The following is a 23,383-nucleotide window of genomic DNA, read 5'->3' as shown; positions in this document are numbered from 1 at the left end:
GGATGGATCAGCTCCTCATGACGGAAGGAGGCCTTGCACGGTCTTTGAGCGCCGTGGTGGCCGGGTTGAATGATGAAGCGCAGCGGGAGCTTAGACCGCTTTCTTGAAGCCCGCGCGACAACCTGTACGGGCCGGGGGAAATGCCCGCTGCGGCTTGCATCAAAGGCAGTCGACTCAACATTGCGCACAATGCTCCAGCCAGGCCCGCGCGTGTCAACGGCACCTTGGCGCAACTGTCCGGCAGCGCGGGCCTACAGCCGAGCCAGCGCGTCGCGCACCTCCGCCGGTGACAGCAGCTCGCTCAGCACCACCGGCGCCCGCCCGGGCGCCTGCAGCACGTACACCGGCACGCCATTGCGCCCCAGCGCATTCAGCGCGGCCGCGATGGCCGGGTCGCGCCGGGTCCAGTCGGCGCGCAGCAGCTGCACGCCGCGGGCGTCGAAGTCGGCCAGCAGCGCGGCATTGCCCAGCGTGGTCTTCTTGTTGACCTGGCAGGTGACGCACCAGGCAGCCGTGAAGTCGATGAACACCGGCTTGCCCTCGGCCTGCAGTCGCGCCACACGCTCGGCCGACCAGGGCTGCCAACGCGACTCGGCCGATGCGCCGCCCGCCGTGGATTGCGGCGCAGGCGCCATCTGCAGCAGCAGCGGCCCGATGCTCACGGCCAGCGCCGCAAAGCCCAGCGCCAGCATGCCGCCCAGCAGCAGCCGCGTGCGGCCGGCCAGCGTGCCCAGCGCCCAGACCACGGCGCTGCCGGCCACCAGCAGCGCCAGCAGCGCACCCGCGCCGTCGATGCCGGCCTGCTGGCCCAGCACCCACACCAGCCAGGCGACGGTGGCGAACATCGGGAACGCCAGCAGCCGCCGGAGCGTGTCCATCCAGGGACCGGGCTTCGGCAGCAGCCGCGCCACCGCCGGCACGAAGCCGGCCAGCAGGTAGGGCAGGGCCAGGCCCAGCCCCAGCGCGGCGAAGAGCAGCAGCGCCTGCGCCGCCGGCAGCCCGATGGCCAGGCCCAGCGAGGCGCCCATGAACGGCGCCGTGCAGGGCGAGGCCACCAGCACCGCCAGCACGCCGGAGAGGAAGTCGTTGAGCACCGGATGGCGCACCTGCGCCCCCGCCAGCCGCGCCGGCGCCAGCATGCCCACCTCGAACACGCCCGCCAGGTTGAGCCCCAGCAGCGTGAACAGCGCCGCCAGCGCCGCCACCATGCCCGGCGACTGCAGCTGGAAGCCCCAGCCCAGTTGCGCGCCCGCCGCGCGCAGCGCGATCAGCAGGCCGCCCAGGGCGAGCAGGCTGAGCACCACGCCCGCGCTGTAGGCCAGGGCAGCGCGCCGGTGGCCGCGCCGGTCGTCGGCATGGCGGGTGAAGCCCAGCACCTTGATCGCCAGCACCGGGAAGACGCAGGGCATCAGGTTCAGCAGCAGGCCCCCGGCGAAGGCGCCCAGCAGGGCCAGCAGCAGGCCGGCCGGCGCGACCGAGGTGGGGGCCACGGGCGCGGCCGGGCGGGCATTTGCGTCCAACGCCGCCTGCAGCGCGGGCGAGACCGTGGCGGGCGCGCCCACGGCGGGCCATTGGCCGTCGACCGCGGCATCGACCCGCCAGCCGACGGGCTCGCCGGCGACCTCGGCCTTCCGCCGATCCTCGCCGGTGAGGGCCAGCACCAGCGGCATGCGCGCAGGGCTGGCCGAGCGCTGGTCGGCCACCGGGAACTGCGCCGTCCACACGCCGCCCTCCCAGCGCTGCTGCCAGTCGGTGCCGGCGACGGCGCCGTTGCGCAGCACCTCGGCGGTTTCGGGCATCAGCTCCAGCGGGCGACCTTGCGCAGCGGTGGGCAGGCCCTCGACGCGCAGCGCCAGACTGCGGGCATCGGTGGCGAGCCTGGCGGTGGCGGCCGCGTCGACCGCCACCGGCCGCGCGGCCCAGGCGGCGTCGAACTCGGCCCCATGGCCCGCGGTCGAACTGCGCACGGGCAGGTCAAGGCGGAACTCGCCGTCCTCGGGAATGCATTCCTTGCGGCACACCAGCCAGGTGGCCGACAGGCGGATCGGCAGCGTGGCCGTACCGGGGAGCGTGGTGGGCGGGCGGAAGTCCGGCGCCACCGTCACAGGCACTGGCAGCAGCACCTCGTCCTCGTAACCGTAGTTGGCCAGGCTGCCGATGAAGAGCTTGTGCGGCACCGGCCAGTCGACCTCGCCAGCGTCCAGGCCGGGCGGCAACTGCCAGCGCAGTTCGGTGGGCAGGCCGGAATCGCCGGCGTTCTTCCAGTAGGTGTGCCACTCGGGCTGGTGACTGATCTTCAGGCCCAGCCAGACGGTGGCGCCGGGGCCCACGCCCTGCGGCGCCTGGGCCACCAGTTCGGCCCGCACATGCGGCGTGGTGACGACGGCACTGCCGCCGCCGTTGCTGGCGGGCGTGAGCTGGGCGGATGCGCGGGGCAGCAGGCCCGTGGCCAGCAGGAAGGCCGCGAAGAGCGGCAGCAGCCAGCGGACAGGAAGAGGGGAGAGGGCGGTGCGCATGCGCGGGGTCGGAGCGGGGCCCGGGCCTGAAGTTCCGGCCGCCAGGGTCGTGGATCCTTTCTTGCCGCCAGCCGCAGCGCATCCGTCTACGGCGTCGGCCGCAGCGTGCCGCCAGGCCGTCATCAGGTTGCCTCGGCGAAGGCCAGCACCACGCGCCGGGCCTGCGCGCCCTTCTTCTCGACTTTGGCCACGCGCAGCGCGCCGATCTCGGCGATGTTGGCCACGTGAGTGCCGCCGCAGGGCTGCAGGTCGATGGGCGCCTCGGTGCTGCCGACGCGGATGGTGCGCACCGTGCCGCTGCCGCGCGGCGGCTGCACGCTCATGCTCTTGACCAGGCCGGGGTTGGCGTCCAGCTCGGCATCGGTGACGCGGCCCACGGTCACCGGCAGGGCCTGGGCCACCAGGGCAGTCAGGCCCTCGGCCAGGGCCGCGGCGTCCAGCGCCTCGCTCATGTGGAAGTCCACGCGCACCGCCTCGGGCGTGATGGAACAGCCATTGACCGGCTGCGCCACGAGGTGGCACAGCAGGTGGCTGGCGGTGTGCAGCCGCATCATGCGGTGGCGGCGCTCCCAGTCGATGGCGGCGGTGACGGTGTCGCCCGGTGTCAGACGGGCCAGCACGGCTTCCTGCTCCGGCGCAGCCAGGTGCCAGATCTCGGCCGTGGGTTGGCCTTCCTCGTCCTTGCCCTTGCGCGTGTCGGCGATGGTCAGCTCGCCGCCATCGGCCAGCCGCAGCACGCCGCTGTCGCCGGCCTGGCCGCCGCCCAGCGGATAGAACACGGTGCGGTCCAGCACCACGGTGCCGGTTGCGGCCTCCACGCGCAGCACGCGGGCGGGGCGTTCGCGCAGATAGGCGTCTGCGCGGAACAGGTCGTCGGTGGTCGTGGGCGGGATGGCGGGTGCGGCCGGCGAGGGCGCAGCCGCAGGGGCGTCGGCGGTCATCCTGCGATGGTAGCCCTGGGCTCTCTCGGATCGTGCGCGGGCGCAGCCTTCGGCTTCCGGCGGCTCGCGGTCTGCGACTACATGCGCCGCTTCGGTCCGCCCCGATCATCCGCGCCCATGATGCGCACCGCCACCCTCACCCTTGCCGCCGCCGCGGTGCTGGCCCTCGCCGGCTGCGGCGACACCGCCAAGCTGCCATTCGAGGCCGGCACCGGCCCCAACCCGCAACTGCCCGCGCCCAACAAGACGCTGCTGCCCACCATGAAGGTGGCGCCCGCCACCGGCTGGCAGGACACCGCCGCGCCCACGCCGCTGCCCGGCTTCAAGGTGACGGCCCTGTCGCGCGGCCTGGACCATCCGCGCTGGGTGTACGTGCTGCCCAATGGCGACGTGCTGGTGGCCGAGAGCGACCGGCCCCGCAATGCCGATCCCAAGCCCGGCGGCTTCTTCGACAAGATCAAGGAAAAGATCACCGGCCTGGTCATGAAGCGCGCCGGCTCCGGCGTGCCCAGTGCCGACCGCATCACCCTGCTGCGCGATGCCGACGGCGACGGCGTGGCCGAGACGCGCACCGTCTTCGCCAGCGGCCTGACCTCGCCCTACGGCATGGCGCTGGTGGGCAACGAGCTGTTCGTGGCCAATGCCGATGCGCTGGTCAAGCTGCCCTACACCGAAGGCCAGACCCAGGCGAGTGGCGCGGCCGTGAAGGTGACGGACCTGCCCGCCGGCTTCAACCACCACTGGACCAAGAACGTCATCGCCAGCCGCGACGGCAGCAAGCTCTACGTCACCGTCGGCAGCAACAGCAACATCGCCGACTACGGCATGCAGCACGAGGAAGGCCGCGCCGCCATCTGGGAGGTGGACCGCGCGACCGGCGCCAAGCGCATGATGGCCAGCGGCCTGCGCAATCCCAACGGCATGGCCTGGGAGCCCGACACCAATGTGCTGTGGACGGTGGTCAACGAGCGCGACGAGATCGGCAGCGACCTGGTGCCCGACTACCTGACCTCGGTGCGCGAAGGCGGCTTCTACGGCTGGCCCTGGAGCTACTGGGGCGGCATGGTCGACACCCGCGTGCAGCCGCAGCAACCCGAGAAGGTGGCCACCGCCATCCGCCCCGACTACGCGCTGGGCAATCACGTGGCGCCCCTGGGCCTGGCCTTCTCCAGCGCGCGCGGCATGCCGGAGGAATTCGCCAACGGCGCCTTCATCGGCGAGCACGGCTCCTGGAACCGCAACCCGCCCTCGGGCTACCGCGTGAGCTTCGTGCCCTTCATCGGCGGTAAGCCCAGCGGGGCGCCGCGCGAGTTCCTCACGGGCTTCCTCTCGGCCGACGGCAAGGCGCTGGGCCGGCCGGTGGGCGTGGCGCTGGACAAGTCGGGCGCGCTTCTGGTGGCCGACGACGTGGGCGGCGCGGTTTGGCGCGTGTCTCGCGCGCGTTGACGTCTCTCGAGCCCTAGCTGGCGCCCGCCTCCGGCGGCAGCAGCGCATGCGCCGTCATGTCGGCGCAGATCAGCCGCACCTGCCGCTGCACCTCGCGCGCGATCTCCTCGCGCCGCTCGGCCGTCAGCCGGCCCGAGATCGCGGCCACGCTGATGGCCGCGACCGGGTTGTCCGGCGGAAATGCCACGCCGATGGCCGCCGTGCCGGGCGTCACCGCGCTGTCCAGAAACGAGTAGCCCTGATGCCGCCCCTGGGCGACGACCTCGCGCAGGAAGTCGGCCGAGAAGGAGGCGTACTTCTCATAGCGGTGTCCGTTGGCCTGGATGATCGACTCCGCCTCGGCCGCCGGCATGGCGCACAGCATGGCCAGCCCGCCCGCGCCCACGCCCAGGGGCCGGCGGATGCCGATGTCCAGCGGCAATGCCTTGATCGGGTAGTCGCCCAGCGCGCGGTTGGTGCACACCGCCTCCAGGCCGCTGCGCTCGCTCAGGTAGAGCGTGTCCTGCGTGGTCTCGGCCAGCCGGTGCAGGGCCGCGTCGCACATCTCGCTGAGCCGGTAGCGGGGACGCGCCAGCAGGCCCAGCTCGTGCAGCAGCGGCCCCAGGTAGTACTTGCGGGTGCGTGCATCGCGGTCCACCAGGCCCTCCAGTTCCAACCGCGCGAGCATGCGAAAGCAGGTGCTCTGCGGCAGTCCGCTGGTGGCCGCCACCTCGCCGATGCGCATGCCATTGCGGCCCCGGGACGCCACAACGCGGAGCATGTTCACCACCCGTTCGATGCTCTGCGTGCCGGTGCGCTGCTGTCCACCTTGTGGCGGTCCGTCTGTGCCTTCGGCGACTTCCTCGTTCTCTTCACTCATGTGGGCTTTGTAGTTTGCATCCACATTGTGGGCAATCTAGGGTTAACCGCATCAGGGTGAGCCGGGTGGGCGCTCTGTAATCCATCCATGGGCGCCGAACAGGGCGCCACATTGTGGATAAGGAGACGAGGCGCCATGCCCCTGACGATGACCGAGAAGATCCTGGCCCGCGTGGCCGGGCTGCCCACCGTGAAGGCCGGTGACGAGATCCTGGCCCGGCCGGATTTCGTGATCGCCTACGACTTCCCCGGCTACACCGACGTGTTCTTCAAGGAGGCCCGCGAGGAATTCGGCGTCGAGAAGGTCACGAGCCCCGAGCGCTTCGTGCTCTTCATCGACCACATGGTCCCGGCCGCCGCGCCCAAGGAAGAAGAACTGCACCGCGTCACCCGCGCCTGGGGCGCCGAGCAGGGCGTGCCGGTGCACGAGCGCGAGGGCATCGGCCACCAGGTGTCGGCCGAGCTGGGCTATGCCACTCCGGGCGCCTTCGCCGTGCATTTCGACGGCCATGTGAGCCAGCTGGGCGCCTTCGGCACCCTGGCCTTCGGCGCGCGCAAGAGCGTGCTCGAGACCTTCGTGAGCGAGAAGATGGCGCTCACCGTGCCCGCCACCGTCAAGGTCGAACTCACCGGCACGCTGCAGCCGGGCGTGATGGCGCGCGACGTGTTCCACCACATGGTGCGGGTGATGGGCCCGTCCTCCTGCCGCTTCAAGGTGGTGGAGCTCAGCGGCCCGGTGATCGAAGCCATGAGCATCGAGGGCCGCCAGACCATCTGCGGCCAGGCCATGTTCCTGGGCGCCACCACCATGCTGATCGCGCCGGACGCCAAGACGCTGGCGTACACCCGCGAGCGGGCCAAGATCGCGCTCGACCCGGTGTATCCCGATGCGGATGCGGTGTACGAGCGCGTGGTGCAGATCGACATCTCGGCGCTGGAGCCCATCGTCGTGGCACCGCCCAGCCCCGCCAACACCCGCGACCTGGCCGAGTACGCGGGCCTGGAGGTGCACACCGGCTACCTGGGCTCCTGCGCCAGCGGCCGGCTGGAGGACCTGCGCGCCGCCGCCGACGTGCTGCGCGGCAAGCGCATCAAGCCGGGCTTCCAGCTGCATGTGGTGCCCACCTCGCAGGCCATCATGTCGCAGGCCGCGCGCGAGGGCCTGATCGCCACCCTGGTGGATGCCGGGGCCTTCATCAGCTCGTCGAGCTGCGACTACTGCTACGGCCGCATCGCCACCATGGCCGACGGCCAGCGCGCGGTGTCCACGGGCACCCTCAACACGCCCGGCCGCATGGGCAGTGCCGATACCGAGATCTTCCTGTGCAATGCGGCGGTGGTCGCCGCCTCGGCCCTGGAGGGGCGCATCGCCGACCCGCGGCCCTATCTGGCGGCCGCCGCGGCCGAAGGGAGCGCGGCATGAGCGCCCAGTTGCCCAACCTCGAAGGCCGCGCGGCCTGGATCTTCACCGAGGACGACTACGACATCGACCTCATCGTGGGCATCAAGAACATCAAGATCACCGACATCCATGAGCTGGCCGGGGTCACCATGACCAGCTATGACCCGCAGTTCGCCGCCAGCGTCCAGAAGGGCGACCTGCTGGTGGGCGGCCACAACTTCGGCTACGGCCATCCGCACTACCCGGCCATGCGCGCGATGCGCCACCTGGGCGTGGAGGGTGTGATCGCCGAATCCTTCTCGCCCGGCTTCTTCCGCGGCGAGATCAGCATGGGCTTTCCGCTCGTCACCTGCCCGGGCATCCGCGCCGCCACCGCGCGCTGGCAGCGGCTGCGCGTGGACTGGGCGCTCGGCCGCGTGCTCAACCTCGACACCGGTGCCGAGCTGCCCTTCGAGCCGCTGTCCTCGGTCGAGCGGGGCACGCTGGCGGCCGGCGGCTTCGTGCCCTACCTGAAGGCACGGCTCGCGCGCGAGGCGGCGCAGAAGGCGGCCGCCGACGCCGCCACCACCGGCGCCACGGCAGGCTGAGGGCGTCGCGCATGCTGCAGATGATCGTCAGCGGCGTCGCCCTGGGCGCCATCTACGGGCTCATCGCCCTGGGCATCGTGATGGTGTTCAAGGCCACGGGCATCCTCAACTTCGCGCATGGCGAGGCCGCCATGCTGTCGGCCTTCACTGCCTGCACGCTGGTGCGGCTGGGTCTGCCGATGTGGGCGGTGGTGCCGCTCACGCTGCTGTTCGGCGCGGCGCTGGGCATGGCGATCGAGCGCTTCATCATCCGGCGCTTCATCGGCAAGGCGCTGCTGTCCTCGGCCATCTGCACGCTGGGGCTGTTCCTGCTGTTCGGCGACATGGCCATCTGGATCTGGGGCAAGGACACCCAGGAACTGCCGAGCATCTTCCCGAGCACGCCGCTGCAGGTGGGCGATGCGGTGGTGTCGGGCATCGACCTGGGCATCGTGGGCGTGTGCGCCACGCTGGCCGCGGCGCTGTTCGCCTTCTTCCGCTTCACGCGGCTGGGCATCGCCATGCAGGCCACCATGGAGAACCCGGTGGCGGCGCGCTTGATGGGCATCCCCATCAAGCGCATCTATGCGCTGGCCTGGGCGCTGTCGCACGTCATCGCGGCTGCGGCGGGGCTGCTGATCGCGCCGCTGACCTTCGTGCACTTCTCGATGATGCAGCACGCCCTGCACTTCGCCTTCGCGGCGGCGGTGCTGGGCGGCATCGGCAGCATGCCGGGCGCGCTGCTGGGCGGCGTGATCATCGGCGTGAGCAGCAACCTCACCGGCGCCTATGTGTCCTCGGCCTGGAAGGACGCCGTGCCCTTCATCGTGATGCTGGCCATCCTGGTGCTGCGGCCGCACGGGCTGCTGGCGCGCCGGCAGGTCAAGAAGGTCTGAGTAAGCGATGACGCGCATGACCCATCTGCTCGACGGCCGCCCCTGGCTGGCTCCCGCCCTGTTCGTGGCCCTGCTGGTGCTGGCACCGCTGGTGCCCGGCGGCTACGTGCTCTACATCGCCACGCTGGTGCTGATCTACACGCTGGCCTCGTTCGGCACCAACACCCTCACCGGCTACACCAACCTCATCTCGATGGCGGGCGCGGTGTTCTTCGGCATCGGCGCCTACGGCACGGCCATCCTGACGCAGCAGTTCGGCGTGCCGATGCTGCTGGCCATGCTCATCGCGGCGGCCATCGCCACGGTGGTCGGCCTGGTGCTGGCGCTGCCGGTGCTGCGGCTGGAGGAGGTGTTCCTCGCCATCGCCACGCTGGGCTTCGTGATGATCTCGGTGGAGATCGCCAAGTCCGGCGGCGACCTGACCGGCGGCGAGAACGGCATGGGCGCGCCCGGCCCCACGCTCTTCGGGCTGGCGCTGGACGAGCGCGCCTACCACCTGCTGGCCGCCTGCGTGCTGGGCGCCGCCCTCTGGCTGGCGCGCAACCTGGCGCGCAGCCGCTTCGGCCGCGGCTTCCTGGCCATCAAGGGCAGCGAGACGGCGGCCCGCGCGCTGGGGCTCAACACCACGGGCCTCAAGCTGGTGGCCTTCGGCGTCTGCGCCTTCTATACGGGCCTGTCGGGCGCGCTCTATGCGCCGCTGGTGCGCTTCATCGACCCGTCGCTGTTCAACATCATGGTGTCGATCAGCTTCGTGTCGATGGTGATCGTGGGCGGCCTGGGCTCCATCCTGGGCTCGGTGCTGGGGGCGATCTTCGTCATCGGCGCACCGCAGCTGCTCACCTACTTCGGCTTCGACCAGTTCCAGCGCGCGCTGTACGGCGTGGCCATGATCCTGGCGCTGATGTTCCTGCCCGACGGGCTGGCCAGCCTGTTCAAGACGCGCCGCCTGCCCGGCGCCGACGCGCCCGGCAAGGAGGGCACATGATGCGCGCGATCGACGCCCAGGCCACGCCCGCTCGGGGCGCGGCGCGGCCGGCCGGTGCCGCCGCACCACTGCTGTCCCTGGCCGGTGTGCGCATGAGCTTCGGCGGCATCGTGGCCGTGCAGGACGTGGGCTTCGACGTCATGCCCGGCACCGTGCATGCGCTCATCGGCCCCAACGGTGCCGGCAAGACCACGATGCTCAACTGCATCAGCCGCTTCTACACGCCGCAGCAGGGCCGCATGCTGCTGCGCACGGCGCAGGGCGAGCACGACCTGCTGCGCCTGAAGGCGCACCAGATCTCGCGCCTGGGCATCGCCCGCACCTTCCAGAACCTGGAGCTCTTCGCCGAGCTGACGGTGTTCGACAACGTGCTCATCGCCCGCTCGCAGGCCATGCGCGCCACGCTGGCCGAGGCCCTGCTCAACCTGCCGCGCCAGCGCCGCGAGGAGCGCGCCGAGCGCGAGCGCGTGCAGGCTCTGCTGGAGGAGCTGCGCCTCGCGCCCCATGCCCACACGCTGGTGCGCGACCTGCCCTACGGCACGCAGAAGCTGGTCGAACTGGCCCGCGCCATGGCGCTGGAGCCCGTGCTGATGCTGCTGGACGAGCCCGCGGCCGGCATGAACAACCGCGAGATCGACGCCCTGGGCGACACGTTGCGCACGCTGCAGGCACGCACCGGCGCCACGCTGCTGCTCATCGAACACAGCATGCCGCTGGTCATGTCCATCTCCGACACCATTACCGTGATGCACAACGGCGCCTTCCTGGCGCAGGGCACGCCGCGGGAGATCGAATCGCATCCGGCCGTGATCGAGGCCTACCTGGGAGGAGGCAAGAGTGGCCAACGTCGCTGAACCCACGGGCGCCGCGCGCCCGCTGCTGCAGGTGGAGCGGCTCGCGGCCGGCTACGGCAAGATCCGCGCGCTGCACGGCATCGGCCTCACTGTGCACGAGGCCCGCATCGTCTGCGTGCTGGGCGCCAACGGGGCCGGCAAGACAACGCTGATGCGCGTGCTCTCGGGCCTGCTGCCGGTCATGGACGGCACGGTGCAGTTCGACGGCCAGTCCATCGCCAACGTGCCGGCCGAGACGCTGGTGCGCCGCGGCATCGTCCATGTGCCGCAGGGCCGCATGGTGTTCGCGCAGCTGAGCGTGCGCGAGAACCTGATGCTCGGCGGCTACACCCGCCCCGCCGGCGAGGTGCGCGACCACATCACGCATGTGCTGGACTACTTTCCGCGGCTCAAGGAGCGCATCGGCTCGCGCGCCGGCACCCTTTCGGGCGGCGAGCAGCAGATGCTGGCCATCGCCCGCGGCCTGCTGGCCCGGCCCCGGCTGCTGATGCTGGACGAGCCCTCGATGGGCGTGGCCCCCATCCTCAAGGACGCCATCTTTTCCACCCTGCGCGACATCCGCGACCGCGAGCGCCTGACGCTGCTGGTGGTGGAGCAGGACGCCGACATCGCCCTGGACATTTCGGACGAGGGCTATGTGATCGAGACCGGCCGCGTGGTCATGCAGGCCAGCGCGGCCGAGCTGGCCGGCAACGAGGACGTGCGCCGCGCCTACCTGGGCGGCTGATGCCACGGCCCTTGCGCTTCTTCCTTCCGCGACAAACCCACCCCAAGGAGACATACCCATGATGACGCTGCATTCCCGCCGCACCCTGATCGCCGCGGCCGCCTGTGCGCTGGCCGCCGCCGCGCTGCCGGCCGCCGCCTTCGAGAACAAGGACGAAGGCGTGCTGGAGAAGGAGATCGTGCTCGGCTCCTCGCAGCCGCTGTCCGGCACGCTGGCCTACATGGGCAAGGCCGTGGACGAGGGCATGCGCACCTACTTCGACATGGTCAACGAGAAGGGCGGCGTCAACGGCCGCAAGATCAAGCTGATCACCTACGACGACGAGCTCAAGCCCGCCAAGTCGGTGGCCAATGCCAAGCTGCTGATCGAGCGCGACAACGTGCTCGCCATGGTGGGCAACATCGGCCACGCCACCAACGTGAGCGCCTACGAATACAGCTCGACCAAGAAGGTGCCGACCATCGGCGCGCTGTCCATCTCGGACCTGACCAGCACGCCGCCGCGCGAGCTGCTCTATGTGCTGCCCTCGCCGCAGTCCACCGAGACGGCCGCGTACATCGACTATGCCGTTGGCACGCTCAAGGCCAAGAAGGTGGCCATGCTCTACCAGAACGACGGCTGGGGCAAACCGGCCTACGACATCGCCGTCAAGCAGCTGGAGAAGCACGGCATGAAGCTGGTCGAGGCGCAGAGCTTCGAGCGCTTCGCCACTGACCTCACCTCGCAGGTCTTCAAGCTGAAGCAGGCCGAGCCCGATGTGGTGGTGGTCTATGCGCTGGGCCAGGAGGCGGTGCAGTTCTTCCGCAGCGCTGAGAAGCTGGGCTGGAAGCCCACCGTGTTCGGTGCCGGCGGCCTGAACGATCCCAAGTTCGTGGAGCTGCTGGGCAAGACGCAGTCCAAGCTGTACGTGGCTTCCTACTACGACGCCATCGAGGGCGACAACCCGGCGATCCAGTCCTTCTTCGCGCGCTACACCAAGACCTATCCCAAGTCGGCGCCATCGTCGAATGCGCTGATGGGCTACTCGGCCGCGGCCGTCGCCGTGGAGGCGCTGCAGCGCGCGGGCAACGAGCCCTCGCGCGCCAAGGTGGTGGCGGCGCTGGACGGCCTGAAGGACTTCGACCAGAAGATCGGCCCCAAGATCACCTTCCAGCCGCTCAACGCCGGCCCCTATTCGCGCCGCGGCCAGACCGGCGTGGCACTGATGGAGCTGAAAGGCGACAAGTTCGCGCCCTTGGGTGGCTACATCGACCCGGTCAAGCGCTGACCGTCCGCGAAAGGAGCCACCATGCCCACTCTGCGCCAGACCCTTCGCCAACGCATCACCGACGGCCCCACCTTCTGGATGGCCGGCGTGCAGGACGCCCTGTCGGCCCTGCTCGTGGACCAGTCGGACTTCGACGGCATCTTCACCACCGGCTTCGGCATCTCGGCCTCGCTGCTGGGCCAGCCGGACATGGAGGTCTACACCCTCACCGAGAACGTGGCGGTGGTCAACCGCATCGCCAACGTTGTGAAGAAGCCCATCTTCGCGGACGCCGACACCGGCTACGGCAACGTGATCAACGTGGCCCGCACCGTGCGCGAGTTCGAGAAGGCGGGCGTGGCCGCCATCTCCATCGAGGACCAGATCAGCCCCAAGCGCTGCCCCGCCGCCGCCTCGGTGATGCCGGTGGTGCCGGTCAAGGATGCGGTCGCGCGCATCCGCGCCGCGGTCGACGCGCGGCAGGACCCGGACTTCCTGATCGTCGCGCGCACCGATGTGCTCGACCCCGCCGAGGCCATGGACCGCGCCGCGCGCTATGCCGAGGCGGGCGCCGACCTGATCCAGCCGATCTCGCGCACCTTCAAGGGCTACGAGGACCTGGTGAAGCTGCGCGAGGTGTCGGGCCGCCGGCTTTCGCTGCAGCTGATGCAGGGCCTGTGGATGGAGAAGCTCACGCGCGAGCAGGTGGAGTCGGTGGCGGCCTTCGCCACCTATCCCATCGTCACGCTGATGAGCACGGTGCATGCGCTGCAGGCCAATCTGGCCACGCTGGCCGCCCGCCGCAGCGGCGAGGTGGATGGCCTGCCGGCCGGCCAGGTGCCCATGGCCGAGTTCAAGCGGGTGATCGGCTGGGCGGAGATGGAGGCGCGGCAGGCGCACTACGAGCAGCAGGACTGAGAAGGTGTGAACGAGCCCGCCATGCCCGCTCGTTCTGCCAAAACACGCCCACTCCGCGTTGCAAATGCTCGCCATAGCCCGAGCTATGGCTGCGCTTTGCGCCTTGATTGGCCACGTTTTCGCAGCCCGCTCGGCCACGCCGGGCTCGTTCACACCTTCCGAGCCACGCGTCGCGCCCCGCCGGCATGGCACGCACGCCGCGTGCGGGGCCGGCGGCTCAGAAGCCTTCCAGCACCACCTTGCCCCGCGCCCGGCCGCTTTCGACGAAGGCATGGGCGCGGCGCAGGTTGGCTGCGTCGATGCGGCCGTAGTGTTCGCCCAGCGTGGTGCGCAGGCGGCCGGCGTCGACCAGCGCGGCCACCTCGGCCAGCAGCGCGCCTTGCTCGGCCATGTCGGGCGTCTCGAAGCGCGAGCGGGTGAACATCATTTCCCAGTGCAGAGAGATGGCCTTGGTCTTCAGCGGCATCGCGTCCAGTTGCGGCATGTCGTCGATCAGGCCCAGGCGGCCCTGGGGCTTGAGCGCCTCGATCAGCTGCGGGTAGTGCTGCGCGGTCTGCGTGAGGCTGGCGACGAGGTCCACGGCCTCGATGCCGGCGGCCTTCAGCTCGGCGGCGAGCGGCCGGCTGTGGTCGACCACGACATGGGCGCCCAAGTCCAGGCACCACTGGCGGGTCTCGGGCCGCGAGGCGGTGGCCACGACCCGCAGCTGTGTCAGCTGCCGCGCGAGCTGGATCAGGATCGAGCCCACGCCGCCGGCACCCCCGGTGACCAGCAGCGTCTGGCCGGCGCCGCTGCCGCGCGGCACCTGGAGGCGGTCGAAGAGCAGCTCCCAGGCCGTGATGGCCGTGAGCGGCAGGGCCGCGGCCTCCGCATCGCCCAGCGTGGCCGGGGCCTTTGCGACGATGCGCTCGTCGACCAGATGCAGCTCGCTGTTGGCGCCCGGCCGCACGATGGAGCCAGCGTAGTACACCCGGTCGCCGGGGGCGAAGCCGGTCACGGCGCTGCCGACGGCATCGACGGTGCCCACGGCGTCCCAACCGAGCGTGCGGGCCTGGCCGGCCTCGGGGGCGGCATTGCGGCGCACCTTGGTGTCGACGGGGTTCACCGAGATGGCAGCCACCCGCACGCGCAGGTCGCGCGGGCCGGGCTGCGGCTCGGGAAGGTCGAGGTCGATCAGCGATTCCGGTTGTTCGATGGGCAGGTTCTGGCGGTAGCCGACGGCTTTCATGGGGTTCTCCAGGCAGGGAAGAGGGATGACTCCACTCTAGGTTCCGCGCCCCGCATTGATAAGCTGCTCGCCGGTGGCATCATCTTCAAATGGGAATTGAAAATCTGGCCGACCTGAGGCTGGTGCAGGAGGCGGCGCGCGGCGGCTCGCTGAGCGCGGCGGGCCGCACGCTGGGCCTGACGCCGGCCGCGGCGAGCGCGGCGCTCAAGCGGGTGGAGGCGCAACTGGGCGCGCGGCTGTTCGAGCGCTCCACACGCGCGCTGCGGCTCACCGCCGAGGGCCAGACCCTGCTCGACTACGCCGGCCGCGCCTTCGAGTTGCTGGCCGAGGCCGAGGCGCAGGTGACGGCCGGCCGTGGCGAGCTGGTCGGCACGCTGCGGGTGGCGGCGCCCTCGGACCTCACCCGCCGCGTGCTGCTGCCCGCCTTCGACGAGTTCCTGGCCCGGCATCCCGGCGTGCAGCTGGCGCTGTCGGTCGGCGACCGGCCGCTGGACGTGATGCGCGACGAGGTGGACCTGGCCCTGCGCTATGGCCCGCTGGCCGACTCGCGGCTGGTGGCGCGCCCGTTGGCGCAGACCCGACCCGTGCTCTGCGCCGCCCCTGCCTACCTGCAGCGGCGCGGCATGCCCCGCACGCCGCAGGACCTGGCGCAGCACAACTGCCTGAGCTTCCACCGCGGTGGCCGCCGCCAGCGCGAATGGCGCTTCGGCCAGGGCGGCCAGTGGGTGGCGGTGCGCATCGACGGCGACCGCCATGCCGACGATGCCTCGCTGGCGCGCGAATGGGCGGTGGCCGGCGTGGGCATCACCTTCAAGTCCTACCTGGACGTGCGGGCCGACCTGGACGGCGGCGCCCTGGTGCGCCTGCTGCCCGACTGGGACACCGAGCCCTATCCGCTGCATGCCCTGCTGCCCAGCAACCGCTTCGTGCCAGCGCGAGTGCGGGCGCTGGTGGATTTCCTGGCCGACTGGCTGGCGCACTGGCTGGCCGACGATCCGGCCGGCATCGCCACCGCCGGAGGCAGCACCGGTGCAGGCAGTGCGGCGGGCCGGCCTAACATTGCCGGATGACCGCCACGCCCGCCAAGCCGCCCATGCCGCCGACGTTTCCCCGCTTCTGGGCCGAACTCGGCACCCGCGACTTCGCCGCGCTGGACCCGGCCACCACCGTCGCGGTGCTGCCGTTGGGTGCCACCGAGCAGCATGGCCCGCACCTGCCGCTGGGCGTGGACACCGTCATCGCCGAGGGCATCGTGCAGGCCGCGCTGCCGCTGCTGCCGTCCGAACTGCCCGCGCTCTTCCTGCCCACGCTGCCCGTGGGCCTGAGCCCCGAACATGCCCGCTTCGCCGGCACGCTCACCCTGTCGTCGGAGACGGTGCTGCGCCTGTGGAAGGAGATCGGCGCAGGCGTCGCGCGGGCCGGCGTGCGCAAGCTGGTGCTCTTCAACGCCCACGGCGGCCACACCGGCGCAATGGACATCGCCGCACGCGAGCTGCGCGAGGCGCACGACCTGATCGTCTACAGCCTGAGCTGGTTCAACCTGCCGTTGACGGACGCCACCACCGGCCAGCCGCTGGTGCCAGACCGCTTCGACGTACACGCCGGCGAATTCGAGACAGCACTGATGCTGGCGCTGGCGCCGCAGCAGGTACGGCACTACGCGGTGAAGGACTTTCCGTCCACCTCCCGCGAGCGGGCCCGCGACTACGCGATCCTGGGCAACGGCCGCAGTGCCAAGCTGGGTTGGGCCATGCAGGACTACCACCCGGAGGGAGCGGCCGGCAACGCGGCGGCGGCGACGCGCGCACAAGGTTACGCCCTGCTGGACGCCGCCGCGCGCGGACTGGCACAGGCGCTGGCCGAGGTCTCGCGCCTTCCGCTCTCGACGCTGGGCGTCGATCCGCCGCGGCGCTGAGGCGTGCTCGCCTTCGGCGAATGGGCACAGGCGTCGCGATCCCGGCGCCCACGCTGGGCGAGCGGGATTCAGCCCGCTGCCACCGCTCCCGCGTCGCCGACGGGAATCGTTCCATCCCCGCGCGCATAGGTACCGATCAGCAGCCCGCTGGCCATCGCCCGTGCCTTGATCGCATCCACCAGCGCGTCGCGGCCGGGGGTCTCGTCGAGGGGTTCGCCCGCGGCCAGTGCATAGAGCTGGAAGGCATAGCGGTGCGGCCCGTGGCCCGGGGGAGGATCTGGCGGCAGCCAGGCCGCCTGGAGATAGGAGTTGCGCCCGGCGTGAAGGCCCTCGCCTTCATGGTCGGGGCTCGGCCAGGCCCCTTCGGACAGGTGGCCGTCCTCCGACGGCAGCTTCACGGCGATGGCATGCACCAGTGGCCACGGCGTGGGCGAATCCGCGTCCTCCACGATCAGCACCAGCTCTGCCGTGCCAGCCGGGACGCCTGTCCACGCCAGCGGCGGTGACAGGCCCTCGCCGTCGGCGGTGTAGCGCTGGGGAATCGGCGCATGGTCCCCGAAGGCCAGGCTGGTGAGTTCGAGCGTCCCATGACCCGCCCGCAGGCCCGCTGTGTTGAAGACGATGTCGTCTAGACCGGCGCGCACGCCGGACAGTGCGTGGCCGATGGCTTCGGGGAGTTTTTCGAGCATGGCTCGCAAATTAGGCGCAAGTCACCCACACCGATGTAGGACTTCAAACGACATGGCGCGCCAGACGCGCTCGCCAGAATGTGTTCGTTGACCGTCGTCCTATTTGTGTCCAGTGCCGCCGTTGCGGATGTACCTGGCCTGTCGATTCCCCCGGTTCCGTCTCCATGCCCTGCCACCCCTTCCTGACCTTGTCCGATCCAGTGGCGGTGGCCGCCCGCTGACGCATGGAGCGCCGCGTCCTCATCCATGCGCCCGTGCCGGCGGACGCCGAGGCCCTTGCCCGCGTCACCCGCGGCCTTGGCCTCAACGCCGTGGCGTGCGCCTCGATGGCGGGGCTGATGACGCACCTGCAGGAAGGTGCGGCGGCCGCGCTGCTCACCGGCCCCTCGCTGGCCCTGTTGCCCGATGCGTCGCTCGATGCCTGGCTGTCGACACAGCCCGCCTGGTCCGACTTCCCCTTTGTCGTGCTGATGAGCCAGCAAGGTCACACGCCCGAGGCCATGGCTCGGCTGCGCGAACTGGGCAACGTGGTGGTGGTGGACCATCCCGCCTGCGACGAGACGCTCGCCCGCGCCGTGCATGCCGCAGTGCGGCAGCGCCATCGCCAGTACACGATGCGCCAGCAGATCGATCAGCTGGAGGCTGCGCGTGCCGAGGTGCAACGCCTGAATGCCGGACTCGAGACCCGCATCGCCGAGCGCACGCGCGAGCTGGCCGGCGCCAATGACCGGCTGACGGCCGAAATCGGCGAACGTGAGCGCGCCCAGGCCGCTTTGCTGCACGCCCAGAAGATGGAAGCCGTGGGGCGCCTCACCGGCGGCATCGCGCACGACTTCAACAACCTTCTGCACGTGGTACAGATGAACCTCGACCTGTTGGGGCGCCTTTCCAAGGAAGCCAAGGTGCAGGAGATCAGTGGCCGCGCGCGGGGCGCGGTGGCCAAGGGCGCGCGGCTCACCGGTCAGTTGCTGTCCTTCTCCCGCAAGCAGTCGCTGCTGCCGCGGCTGTCCGATGTGAATGCGCTGGTGGAAGGCATGCGCGAGCTGATCGCGGTCTCGGTCGGCTCGGGCGTGCGGGTGGAACTGGCACTCGACCCGTCCCCGTGCTGGGCCGTCCTCGACGCCAGCCAGCTCGAAATGGCCCTCATCAACCTGGCCGTGAATGCGCGCGAGGCCATGGCGGCCGGTGGCGTGCTCACGGTGCGCACGGAGCACGTGGAGCGGGAGGCCGCAGGCGGCCTGCCCGCGGGCGACTTCGTGGCCGTGCGCGTGCAGGACACCGGCACCGGCATCCCGGCCGGCGTGCTGGGCCAGGTCTTCGATCCCTTCTTCACCACCAAGCCGCTCGGCAGCGGCAGCGGGCTGGGCCTGAGCCAGGTCTACGGCTTCGCGCGGCAGTCGGGCGGCGAAGCGACCATCGACAGCGAGGAAGGCCACGGCACCCGTGTGAACCTGCTCTTTCCCGCGGTGGCCGCGCCGGCCGCGGACGCGGCGCCCCCGCCGCCCGAGGCTGAAGTCCAGGCGCTGGCTTCGGGCCGCTCGGTGCTGGTGGTGGAGGACGATGCCGAAGTGCGCCGCGTCATCGCCGACAGCCTGGCGCTGCTCGGATGTCGCGTCACCCAGGCCGAGGACGGCCGTCAGGGTCTCGAGGTCCTGGGCGCGCAGCCGCGGCCCGACCTGATGGTGGTCGACTACGCCATGCCCGGCATGACCGGAGCCGAGTTCATCGTGCATGCACGCAATCGCGTGGGCGCGGTGCCCGTGGTGCTGGCCACCGGCTATGCGGACATGGCGCAAGTGGGGCGCGTGCTGGGCACGCAGTCCATCCTCATCAAGCCGTTCGAGATTTCTGCGCTGGCGGCCTGCGTGGTCCAGGCGCTGGCGCCCACCGCAGGTCCGCGCCCCGGCACCCTGCACTGAGCAGTACCCTTTTCTTCACCCTCTCAACCTTCAAGGAGAACACCATGGGCATCATCGGCACCATCCTCATCGGCTTCATCGTCGGCCTCGTGGCGCGCGCCATCAAGCCGGGCAACGACTCGGCGGGCTTCATCGTCACCACGCTGATCGGCATCGTGGGCTCCTTCATCGCCACCTACCTGGGCCAGGCGATGGGCTGGTACACGGTGGGCCAGCCGGCCGGCTTCATCGCCTCGGTGATCGGCGCCATCATCCTGCTGTTCGTCTGGGGCATGGTCGCCGGCCGCCGCCGCTGAAGTCATGACCGACACCGCATGCGTGGTGATGACCACGGCCGGCACCGAAGAAGAGGCCGAGGATCTGGCCGGCGCGATGGTCGAGGCGGGCCTCGCGGCCTGCGTGCAGATCCAGCGGGTGCGCAGCGTCTACCGCTGGGAAGGCGAGACCCGCCGCGAGCCCGAGTGGCTGCTGATCTGCAAGACACGCGCAGGCCGGTTCGAGGCGCTACAGGCGCTGATCGACGAGAAGCACAGCTATGCCGTGCCGGAGGTGGTGCAACTGCCCATCACGGCCGGCTCGCCGGCCTACCTGCGCTGGCTGGCCGAAGCCACCGCAGAGCCGCCCGCGGCCGCCTGATCAGGCGTACGTCACCCACTTTTCGTAGGCCGGACCGTCCAGATGCGGCAGGGTGTTGTACGTCACGAGCATGTGCCGCTTGGGCGTGAACGCGAACTCCGTGACGGCCGTGTTGCGGATGCGCAGGTTCAGCTCGATCGTGGTTTCGGGTGAGGTGCCCAGCACATGGCCCACGGCGGTCGAGATCGGCCCGCCGCTGCTGACCACCAGCACCTTCGCGCCATGGTGGCGGTCGCGCACATGGTCCAGCGCGGTCGTCACGCCGGCCAGAAAGTCCACATAGCTCGGCATGCCCACCGGTGCCGCCTGCCCGTTCATCCAGGCCGACAGGCCTTGGCGCAGCAGGCGGAAGTGGGCCTTGTACAGCTCGGGCGTGTCGGCCTTGGGCAGCTTCTCCGGATGGATGGTGGCGACCACCGCCTCGCTGTCGTATTCGTTCAGGCCCGGCCAGGGCAGCACGTCCTGCGGCGGCAGCTGCATGCCGCGGGCGATGCCTTCCCAGGTCTCGCGGTGGCGGCGCAGGGTGCCGGTGATCACCGCATCGAAGCGCATGCCGCGCTCGCGCCAGTATTCGCCCAGCCGTTCGGCCTGCCGGTGGCCGAGCTCGCTGAGGCGGTCGTAGTCGTCGGAGCCGAACGAGGCCTGGCCGTGGCGCACGAGGTAGAGCGTTCCCATGGCGGGCGATTGTCCAAAGCGAGCGTGCTGCGCTTGTCGCGCGTGGGACGGGGGGCGCGGCGGCCGTCGCTTCGGTGACCGCTGCTGTGCGCCCTCTCGCCGTGCGGGAGAGGAAGGGCCTGCCTCAGCCCCCGGTGGCAGCGCCGGCCAGTACCTCGGCAAACATCGGTGCATCCACATTGCCGCCAGTCAGCGCCAGCCCGACGCGCTTTCCCGCCCAGCGTCCCCGCTGCTGCAGCGCCGCGGCCAGCGCGGCGGCGCCGGCGCCTTCGGCCACGTTGTGCGTGGCGGTGTAGAGCAGGCGCATGGCGGCGGCCACCTCGTCGTCGCTGACGGCCACCACGTCCTCGGCCTCCGCGCGCACGACCGCCACCGACTCGGCGACCGGCGTGCGGCAGGCCATGCCGTCGGCGATGCGGGTGGTGGCGGGCGACTCCACCAGCGTGCCGCTGCGCCAGGACTGCAGGCAGGCGTCCGCATGCGCCGACACCACACCCACCAGCTGCGTGGCGACGCCGCAATGAGCCCGCGCCGCCGCCGCGCCGGCAAAGCCCGAGCCCAGCCCGATCGGCACGAACAGCACGTCCGGCGCGCCGCCGGCAGCCTTCGTCGCCTCGAAGAATTCGACGTAGGCCGTGGCCACGCCGCGCACCAGTTCGCGGTGGAAGGACGGGATGCGGTGCAGCCCATGCTGCGTCGCCAGCGCGGCAGCGTGGTCGGCCGCCGCCTGGAAGTCATCGCCGTGCTCGACCAGTTCCACGCCCAGGGCGCGCATGGCGGCGTTCTTCTCGAGCGAATTGCCGTGCGGCACCACGATGGTGGCCTGCAGGCCATGGCGTCGCGCCGCGAAGCCGACCGACTGTCCGTGGTTGCCTCGGGTGGCGCTGATCACATGCCGCACTTCGGGCTGCGTGCGACGCAGATGCTCGAAATACGTCAGCCCGCCGCGCACCTTGAAGGCGCCCACCGGGGTGTGGTTCTCGTGCTTGACCCAGGCCTCGGCGCCGAGCGGCTGCTCGATCAGCGGCCAGCGGTATTGCGGCGTGGGCGGCAGGGCGCTGCGCACGGTCGCCAGGGCGGTGGTGATGTCGTCGGCAGAAAAGCGCATGGCGGGTCCTGGAAAGGCAAGGAAGCGGACGGGTCGTCCGGAGTTGAGGCCTCGACGCGGCGGGCGGATCGTCGAAGACGGCGCGCGCTCAGACCCGCGAGTCGAGCAGCACCTCGCCGCGGGGCGTCAGAAGCCGCGCCTGCAGCCCGGGTGCGCCGGCGGTGACGGGCATGCCGTCGGCCAGGCCCAGCACTGCCAGGGCGGCCCGCAGCGGCGCCGGGTCGGGCTGGCTGGCGGCCAGGCCCCGCAGTTCCAGGCCCGACGGTGGCAAATGCTCGGCCGGGTGCAGGCCGCCCCATTCGATGAGCGTGGGCAGCGCCCCGCCAAAGAGGCGCTGGCCGTCGTCGCGCACGGTGATGCGCCACTGCAGCCGGCCCGCCGCCGTCTCGCGTGAGGCCGCCAGCAGCGGCCCGCGGGCGATGGACAGCGGGGGGGCGGCCAGGGCCTGCACGGCCGCTGGCGCATCGGGCACGCGGGCCACCCAGTGCACCAGGCGCGGCCCCTGTCGCGCCAGCGAGGCCTGCATCGCCTCGTCGTCCAGGTCGAACCAGCGGCGCAGGCCTGGCGCGCGCGTCGGGCGGACCGTCGGGTCGATGGCGATGATCTCCAGGTAGCAGCGCGGATGGTCCGCGCCACCCAGCGCCAGCAGTCGGTTGTACGTGCCCATCAGCGGATGGGCGCCCCCCGGGCCGGGCAGGAGGCCCAGCGTGGCCTCGCACCAGGCGATGCCCTGGTCCAGGGAGGCGGCGGCGATGACGAGATGGTCGACGTGGACGGTCATGGAAGGGCTCGGTGTCAGGCGGTTGAGGCGGCGGCCTGTGCAGGAACGGATGGTGTTGCCGTTAGTGGTCGGTCAGAGCAGCACCCGGCCCTCGATGCAGTCGGCCACGTCGCCGCCGATCCAGACCTGGCCCGATTCGTCCTGCGTCACATGCACCCGGCCGTCGCGGCCCAGGCACTGGCCCTGGCCGGCGACGTAGCGCGTCGGCATCAGCCCATCGGCGATCAGCCATTGCGCCAGGCTGGCGTTGAGGCTGCCGGTGACCGGGTCCTCCTCCACGCCGATGGGGGCCGCGAAGCCGCGCACTTCCAGATCGACCGCGGGCGCGGCCACCGCTGCGGCGGCCGCCGTGCTGCTGCGGGCCCCGAAGGCGCGGGCCTCGCGGTTGGCGCGGCCGATGAGCGGCGGCGCGCCGGCATCCTGTGCAGGCGTGCGCGCGGCCACGCCCACCTTCTGGCCGAGTGCCTTGAGCGCGGCATGGTCGGGCCGCAGCGCCAGCACCGAGTCGGGGCTGTCCAGCAGCAGGCCCAGCCAGACCGGGCCGTTGTCGAGGCACTGCGCCGCCTCGATCTGCGAGGCCTTCAGGCCCATGGCCGCCGCCACCTTGGACAGCAGCATGGGGCTGGGCGCGCTGCGCCGGAGCGGCGGCGCGGCGAAGGCCAGGCGTTCGCCCTCGGCGCGGATCGGCACCAAGCCGATGGCGCATTCCTGCACGATGCCGCCGGCCCGCCGCGGCTGGCCGCCATGCGCCAGCCAGGCGCGGCAGGTGCCCAGCGTGGGATGGCCGGCGAAGGGCAGCTCGCCGCCGGGCGTGAAGATGCGCACCCGGTAGTCCGCACCGCCGGCCGCGCCTTCGGCGGTGGGCGGCAGCACGAAGGTGGTCTCCGACAGGTTGGTCCAGCGCGCGAAGCGCTGCATGGCCTCGTCGTCCAGGTCCTGGCCGTCCAGCACCACGGCGACCGGATTGCCGCGGGTGGGCGTGTCGGTGAAGACGTCGGGCTGGCGGAAGGGGCGGGTTCTCATGGCGGGACTCGGGAAGCGGAAATGAAGGAGGAAGCGGAGAGGGCGGCGCCGTGG

General features: G+C 71.2%; 23 protein-coding genes. 14 read left to right on the top strand and 9 right to left on the bottom strand.

Annotation, left to right across the window (positions count from 1 at the left end):
- Nucleotides 1-251 precede the first annotated feature (251 nt).
- Both BXA03_RS23975 and BXA03_RS23970 read right to left on the bottom strand, forming a co-directional pair.
- Nucleotides 252-2,516 carry a protein-disulfide reductase DsbD family protein gene (locus tag BXA03_RS23975; protein ID WP_076511702.1) on the bottom strand — a complete coding sequence of 755 codons (2,265 nt, stop codon included), beginning with the start codon at nt 2,514-2,516 and terminating at the stop codon, nt 252-254.
- Nucleotides 2,517-2,638: 122 nt separating this feature from the next.
- On the bottom strand, nt 2,639-3,457 hold the full coding sequence (locus tag BXA03_RS23970; RefSeq protein ID WP_083716392.1) for an alanyl-tRNA editing protein: 819 nt from the start codon (nt 3,455-3,457) through the stop codon (nt 2,639-2,641).
- 117 nt (nt 3,458-3,574) lie between these two features.
- Here BXA03_RS23970 and BXA03_RS23965 point away from each other — a divergent pair, with 117 nt between their 5' ends.
- Nucleotides 3,575-4,903 (top strand): PQQ-dependent sugar dehydrogenase, encoded by a 1,329-nt coding sequence (locus tag BXA03_RS23965; RefSeq protein WP_076511701.1) that lies wholly within the window; start codon nt 3,575-3,577, stop codon nt 4,901-4,903.
- Between the two features lie 13 nt (nt 4,904-4,916).
- Here the strand turns inward: BXA03_RS23965 and BXA03_RS23960 are convergent, their stop codons facing one another.
- Nucleotides 4,917-5,762 carry an IclR family transcriptional regulator gene (locus BXA03_RS23960; protein WP_076511700.1) on the bottom strand — a complete coding sequence of 282 codons (846 nt, stop codon included), beginning with the start codon at nt 5,760-5,762 and terminating at the stop codon, nt 4,917-4,919.
- A gap of 135 nt (nt 5,763-5,897) precedes the next feature.
- Here BXA03_RS23960 and BXA03_RS23955 point away from each other — a divergent pair, with 135 nt between their 5' ends.
- From BXA03_RS23955 to BXA03_RS23920, 8 genes are read left to right on the top strand one after another with little or no spacing between them, the layout of a single operon-like run.
- Complete coding sequence (locus tag BXA03_RS23955) at nt 5,898-7,184, top strand: 3-isopropylmalate dehydratase large subunit (RefSeq protein ID WP_076511699.1); 1,287 nt, start codon at nt 5,898-5,900, stop codon at nt 7,182-7,184.
- Entirely contained in the window at nt 7,181-7,750 is a 570-nt protein-coding gene (locus BXA03_RS23950) for a 3-isopropylmalate dehydratase small subunit (protein ID WP_076511698.1), read from the top strand. Before BXA03_RS23955 ends, BXA03_RS23950 begins: the two co-directional genes overlap by 4 nt.
- 11 nt (nt 7,751-7,761) lie before the next feature.
- Nucleotides 7,762-8,625, top strand: a complete 864-nt coding sequence (locus BXA03_RS23945) for a branched-chain amino acid ABC transporter permease (protein ID WP_076511697.1) — start codon at nt 7,762-7,764, stop codon at nt 8,623-8,625.
- 7 nt (nt 8,626-8,632) lie between these two features.
- A complete protein-coding gene (locus BXA03_RS23940) occupies nt 8,633-9,610 on the top strand; it encodes a branched-chain amino acid ABC transporter permease (protein ID WP_234983818.1) in 978 nt (325 codons plus the stop codon).
- Nucleotides 9,607-10,464: an ABC transporter ATP-binding protein gene (locus BXA03_RS23935; protein WP_234983817.1), complete on the top strand. Its 858-nt coding sequence runs from the start codon at nt 9,607-9,609 to the stop codon at nt 10,462-10,464. Before BXA03_RS23940 ends, BXA03_RS23935 begins: the two co-directional genes overlap by 4 nt.
- Entirely contained in the window at nt 10,448-11,191 is a 744-nt protein-coding gene (locus BXA03_RS23930; RefSeq protein WP_076511696.1) for an ABC transporter ATP-binding protein, read from the top strand. The genes BXA03_RS23935 and BXA03_RS23930 overlap by 17 nt, the downstream gene beginning before the upstream one ends.
- 58 nt (nt 11,192-11,249) lie before the next feature.
- Nucleotides 11,250-12,458 carry an ABC transporter substrate-binding protein gene (locus BXA03_RS23925; RefSeq protein WP_076511695.1) on the top strand — a complete coding sequence of 403 codons (1,209 nt, stop codon included), beginning with the start codon at nt 11,250-11,252 and terminating at the stop codon, nt 12,456-12,458.
- 21 nt (nt 12,459-12,479) lie between these two features.
- A complete protein-coding gene (locus BXA03_RS23920; RefSeq protein WP_076511694.1) occupies nt 12,480-13,355 on the top strand; it encodes an isocitrate lyase/PEP mutase family protein in 876 nt (291 codons plus the stop codon).
- A 217-nt stretch (nt 13,356-13,572) separates the two neighbouring features.
- On the opposite strand, the gene BXA03_RS23915 is transcribed toward BXA03_RS23920, so the two are convergent.
- Complete coding sequence (locus BXA03_RS23915; protein ID WP_076511693.1) at nt 13,573-14,583, bottom strand: zinc-binding alcohol dehydrogenase family protein; 1,011 nt, start codon at nt 14,581-14,583, stop codon at nt 13,573-13,575.
- Between the two features lie 89 nt (nt 14,584-14,672).
- On the opposite strand from BXA03_RS23915, the gene BXA03_RS23910 reads away from it, so the two are divergent.
- Both BXA03_RS23910 and BXA03_RS23905 read left to right on the top strand, forming a co-directional pair.
- Nucleotides 14,673-15,653, top strand: a complete 981-nt coding sequence (locus BXA03_RS23910; RefSeq protein WP_083716389.1) for a LysR family transcriptional regulator — start codon at nt 14,673-14,675, stop codon at nt 15,651-15,653.
- Complete coding sequence (locus tag BXA03_RS23905) at nt 15,650-16,498, top strand: creatininase family protein (protein ID WP_076511692.1); 849 nt, start codon at nt 15,650-15,652, stop codon at nt 16,496-16,498. Before BXA03_RS23910 ends, BXA03_RS23905 begins: the two co-directional genes overlap by 4 nt.
- Nucleotides 16,499-16,566: 68 nt before the next feature.
- On the opposite strand, the gene BXA03_RS23900 is transcribed toward BXA03_RS23905, so the two are convergent.
- A complete protein-coding gene (locus BXA03_RS23900) occupies nt 16,567-17,187 on the bottom strand; it encodes a YbhB/YbcL family Raf kinase inhibitor-like protein (protein WP_076511691.1) in 621 nt (206 codons plus the stop codon).
- Between the two features lie 224 nt (nt 17,188-17,411).
- Here BXA03_RS23900 and BXA03_RS23895 point away from each other — a divergent pair, with 224 nt between their 5' ends.
- From BXA03_RS23895 to cutA, 3 genes are read left to right on the top strand one after another with little or no spacing between them, the layout of a single operon-like run.
- A complete protein-coding gene (locus tag BXA03_RS23895; RefSeq protein WP_076511690.1) occupies nt 17,412-19,106 on the top strand; it encodes an ATP-binding protein in 1,695 nt (564 codons plus the stop codon).
- 44 nt (nt 19,107-19,150) lie between these two features.
- On the top strand, nt 19,151-19,402 hold the full coding sequence (locus BXA03_RS23890) for a GlsB/YeaQ/YmgE family stress response membrane protein (RefSeq protein WP_076511689.1): 252 nt from the start codon (nt 19,151-19,153) through the stop codon (nt 19,400-19,402).
- 4 nt (nt 19,403-19,406) lie between these two features.
- A complete protein-coding gene (gene cutA, locus BXA03_RS23885; RefSeq protein ID WP_076511688.1) occupies nt 19,407-19,742 on the top strand; it encodes a divalent-cation tolerance protein CutA in 336 nt (111 codons plus the stop codon).
- Here the strand turns inward: cutA and BXA03_RS23880 are convergent, their stop codons facing one another.
- From BXA03_RS23880 to BXA03_RS23865, 4 genes are all read right to left on the bottom strand, one after another.
- Nucleotides 19,743-20,417, bottom strand: a complete 675-nt coding sequence (locus BXA03_RS23880; protein ID WP_076511687.1) for a histidine phosphatase family protein — start codon at nt 20,415-20,417, stop codon at nt 19,743-19,745.
- 124 nt (nt 20,418-20,541) lie between these two features.
- Entirely contained in the window at nt 20,542-21,525 is a 984-nt protein-coding gene (locus tag BXA03_RS23875; RefSeq protein ID WP_076511686.1) for a threonine dehydratase, read from the bottom strand.
- Nucleotides 21,526-21,613: 88 nt separating this feature from the next.
- Nucleotides 21,614-22,306 carry a VOC family protein gene (locus tag BXA03_RS23870; RefSeq protein WP_076511685.1) on the bottom strand — a complete coding sequence of 231 codons (693 nt, stop codon included), beginning with the start codon at nt 22,304-22,306 and terminating at the stop codon, nt 21,614-21,616.
- Nucleotides 22,307-22,378: 72 nt separating this feature from the next.
- On the bottom strand, nt 22,379-23,329 hold the full coding sequence (locus BXA03_RS23865) for a PhzF family phenazine biosynthesis protein (protein WP_076511684.1): 951 nt from the start codon (nt 23,327-23,329) through the stop codon (nt 22,379-22,381).
- Nucleotides 23,330-23,383: the final 54 nt, after the last annotated feature.

Origin of the sequence: Pseudacidovorax sp. RU35E (assembly GCF_900156165.1) — a bacterium.
Lineage (GTDB): Bacteria > Pseudomonadota > Gammaproteobacteria > Burkholderiales > Burkholderiaceae_C > Xenophilus.
This window is presented reverse-complemented; position numbering and strand designations above follow the sequence as displayed.

Bases quoted from the DNA above. Each gene is read 5' to 3' on its own strand.
- BXA03_RS23975 (WP_076511702.1), bottom strand. From the start codon at position 2,516: ATGCGCACCGCCCTCTCCCCTCTTCCTGTCCGCTGGCTGCTGCCGCTC.
- BXA03_RS23970 (WP_083716392.1), bottom strand. From the start codon at position 3,457: ATGACCGCCGACGCCCCTGCGGCTGCGCCCTCGCCGGCCGCACCCGCC.
- BXA03_RS23965 (WP_076511701.1), top strand. From the start codon at position 3,575: ATGATGCGCACCGCCACCCTCACCCTTGCCGCCGCCGCGGTGCTGGCC.
- BXA03_RS23960 (WP_076511700.1), bottom strand. From the start codon at position 5,762: ATGAGTGAAGAGAACGAGGAAGTCGCCGAAGGCACAGACGGACCGCCA.
- BXA03_RS23955 (WP_076511699.1), top strand. From the start codon at position 5,898: ATGCCCCTGACGATGACCGAGAAGATCCTGGCCCGCGTGGCCGGGCTG.
- BXA03_RS23950 (WP_076511698.1), top strand. From the start codon at position 7,181: ATGAGCGCCCAGTTGCCCAACCTCGAAGGCCGCGCGGCCTGGATCTTC.
- BXA03_RS23945 (WP_076511697.1), top strand. From the start codon at position 7,762: ATGCTGCAGATGATCGTCAGCGGCGTCGCCCTGGGCGCCATCTACGGG.
- BXA03_RS23940 (WP_234983818.1), top strand. From the start codon at position 8,633: ATGACGCGCATGACCCATCTGCTCGACGGCCGCCCCTGGCTGGCTCCC.
- BXA03_RS23935 (WP_234983817.1), top strand. From the start codon at position 9,607: ATGATGCGCGCGATCGACGCCCAGGCCACGCCCGCTCGGGGCGCGGCG.
- BXA03_RS23925 (WP_076511695.1), top strand. From the start codon at position 11,250: ATGATGACGCTGCATTCCCGCCGCACCCTGATCGCCGCGGCCGCCTGT.
- BXA03_RS23920 (WP_076511694.1), top strand. From the start codon at position 12,480: ATGCCCACTCTGCGCCAGACCCTTCGCCAACGCATCACCGACGGCCCC.
- BXA03_RS23915 (WP_076511693.1), bottom strand. From the start codon at position 14,583: ATGAAAGCCGTCGGCTACCGCCAGAACCTGCCCATCGAACAACCGGAA.
- BXA03_RS23910 (WP_083716389.1), top strand. From the start codon at position 14,673: ATGGGAATTGAAAATCTGGCCGACCTGAGGCTGGTGCAGGAGGCGGCG.
- BXA03_RS23905 (WP_076511692.1), top strand. From the start codon at position 15,650: ATGACCGCCACGCCCGCCAAGCCGCCCATGCCGCCGACGTTTCCCCGC.
- BXA03_RS23900 (WP_076511691.1), bottom strand. From the start codon at position 17,187: ATGCTCGAAAAACTCCCCGAAGCCATCGGCCACGCACTGTCCGGCGTG.
- BXA03_RS23895 (WP_076511690.1), top strand. From the start codon at position 17,412: ATGGAGCGCCGCGTCCTCATCCATGCGCCCGTGCCGGCGGACGCCGAG.
- BXA03_RS23890 (WP_076511689.1), top strand. From the start codon at position 19,151: ATGGGCATCATCGGCACCATCCTCATCGGCTTCATCGTCGGCCTCGTG.
- cutA (WP_076511688.1), top strand. From the start codon at position 19,407: ATGACCGACACCGCATGCGTGGTGATGACCACGGCCGGCACCGAAGAA.
- BXA03_RS23880 (WP_076511687.1), bottom strand. From the start codon at position 20,417: ATGGGAACGCTCTACCTCGTGCGCCACGGCCAGGCCTCGTTCGGCTCC.
- BXA03_RS23875 (WP_076511686.1), bottom strand. From the start codon at position 21,525: ATGCGCTTTTCTGCCGACGACATCACCACCGCCCTGGCGACCGTGCGC.
- BXA03_RS23870 (WP_076511685.1), bottom strand. From the start codon at position 22,306: ATGACCGTCCACGTCGACCATCTCGTCATCGCCGCCGCCTCCCTGGAC.
- BXA03_RS23865 (WP_076511684.1), bottom strand. From the start codon at position 23,329: ATGAGAACCCGCCCCTTCCGCCAGCCCGACGTCTTCACCGACACGCCC.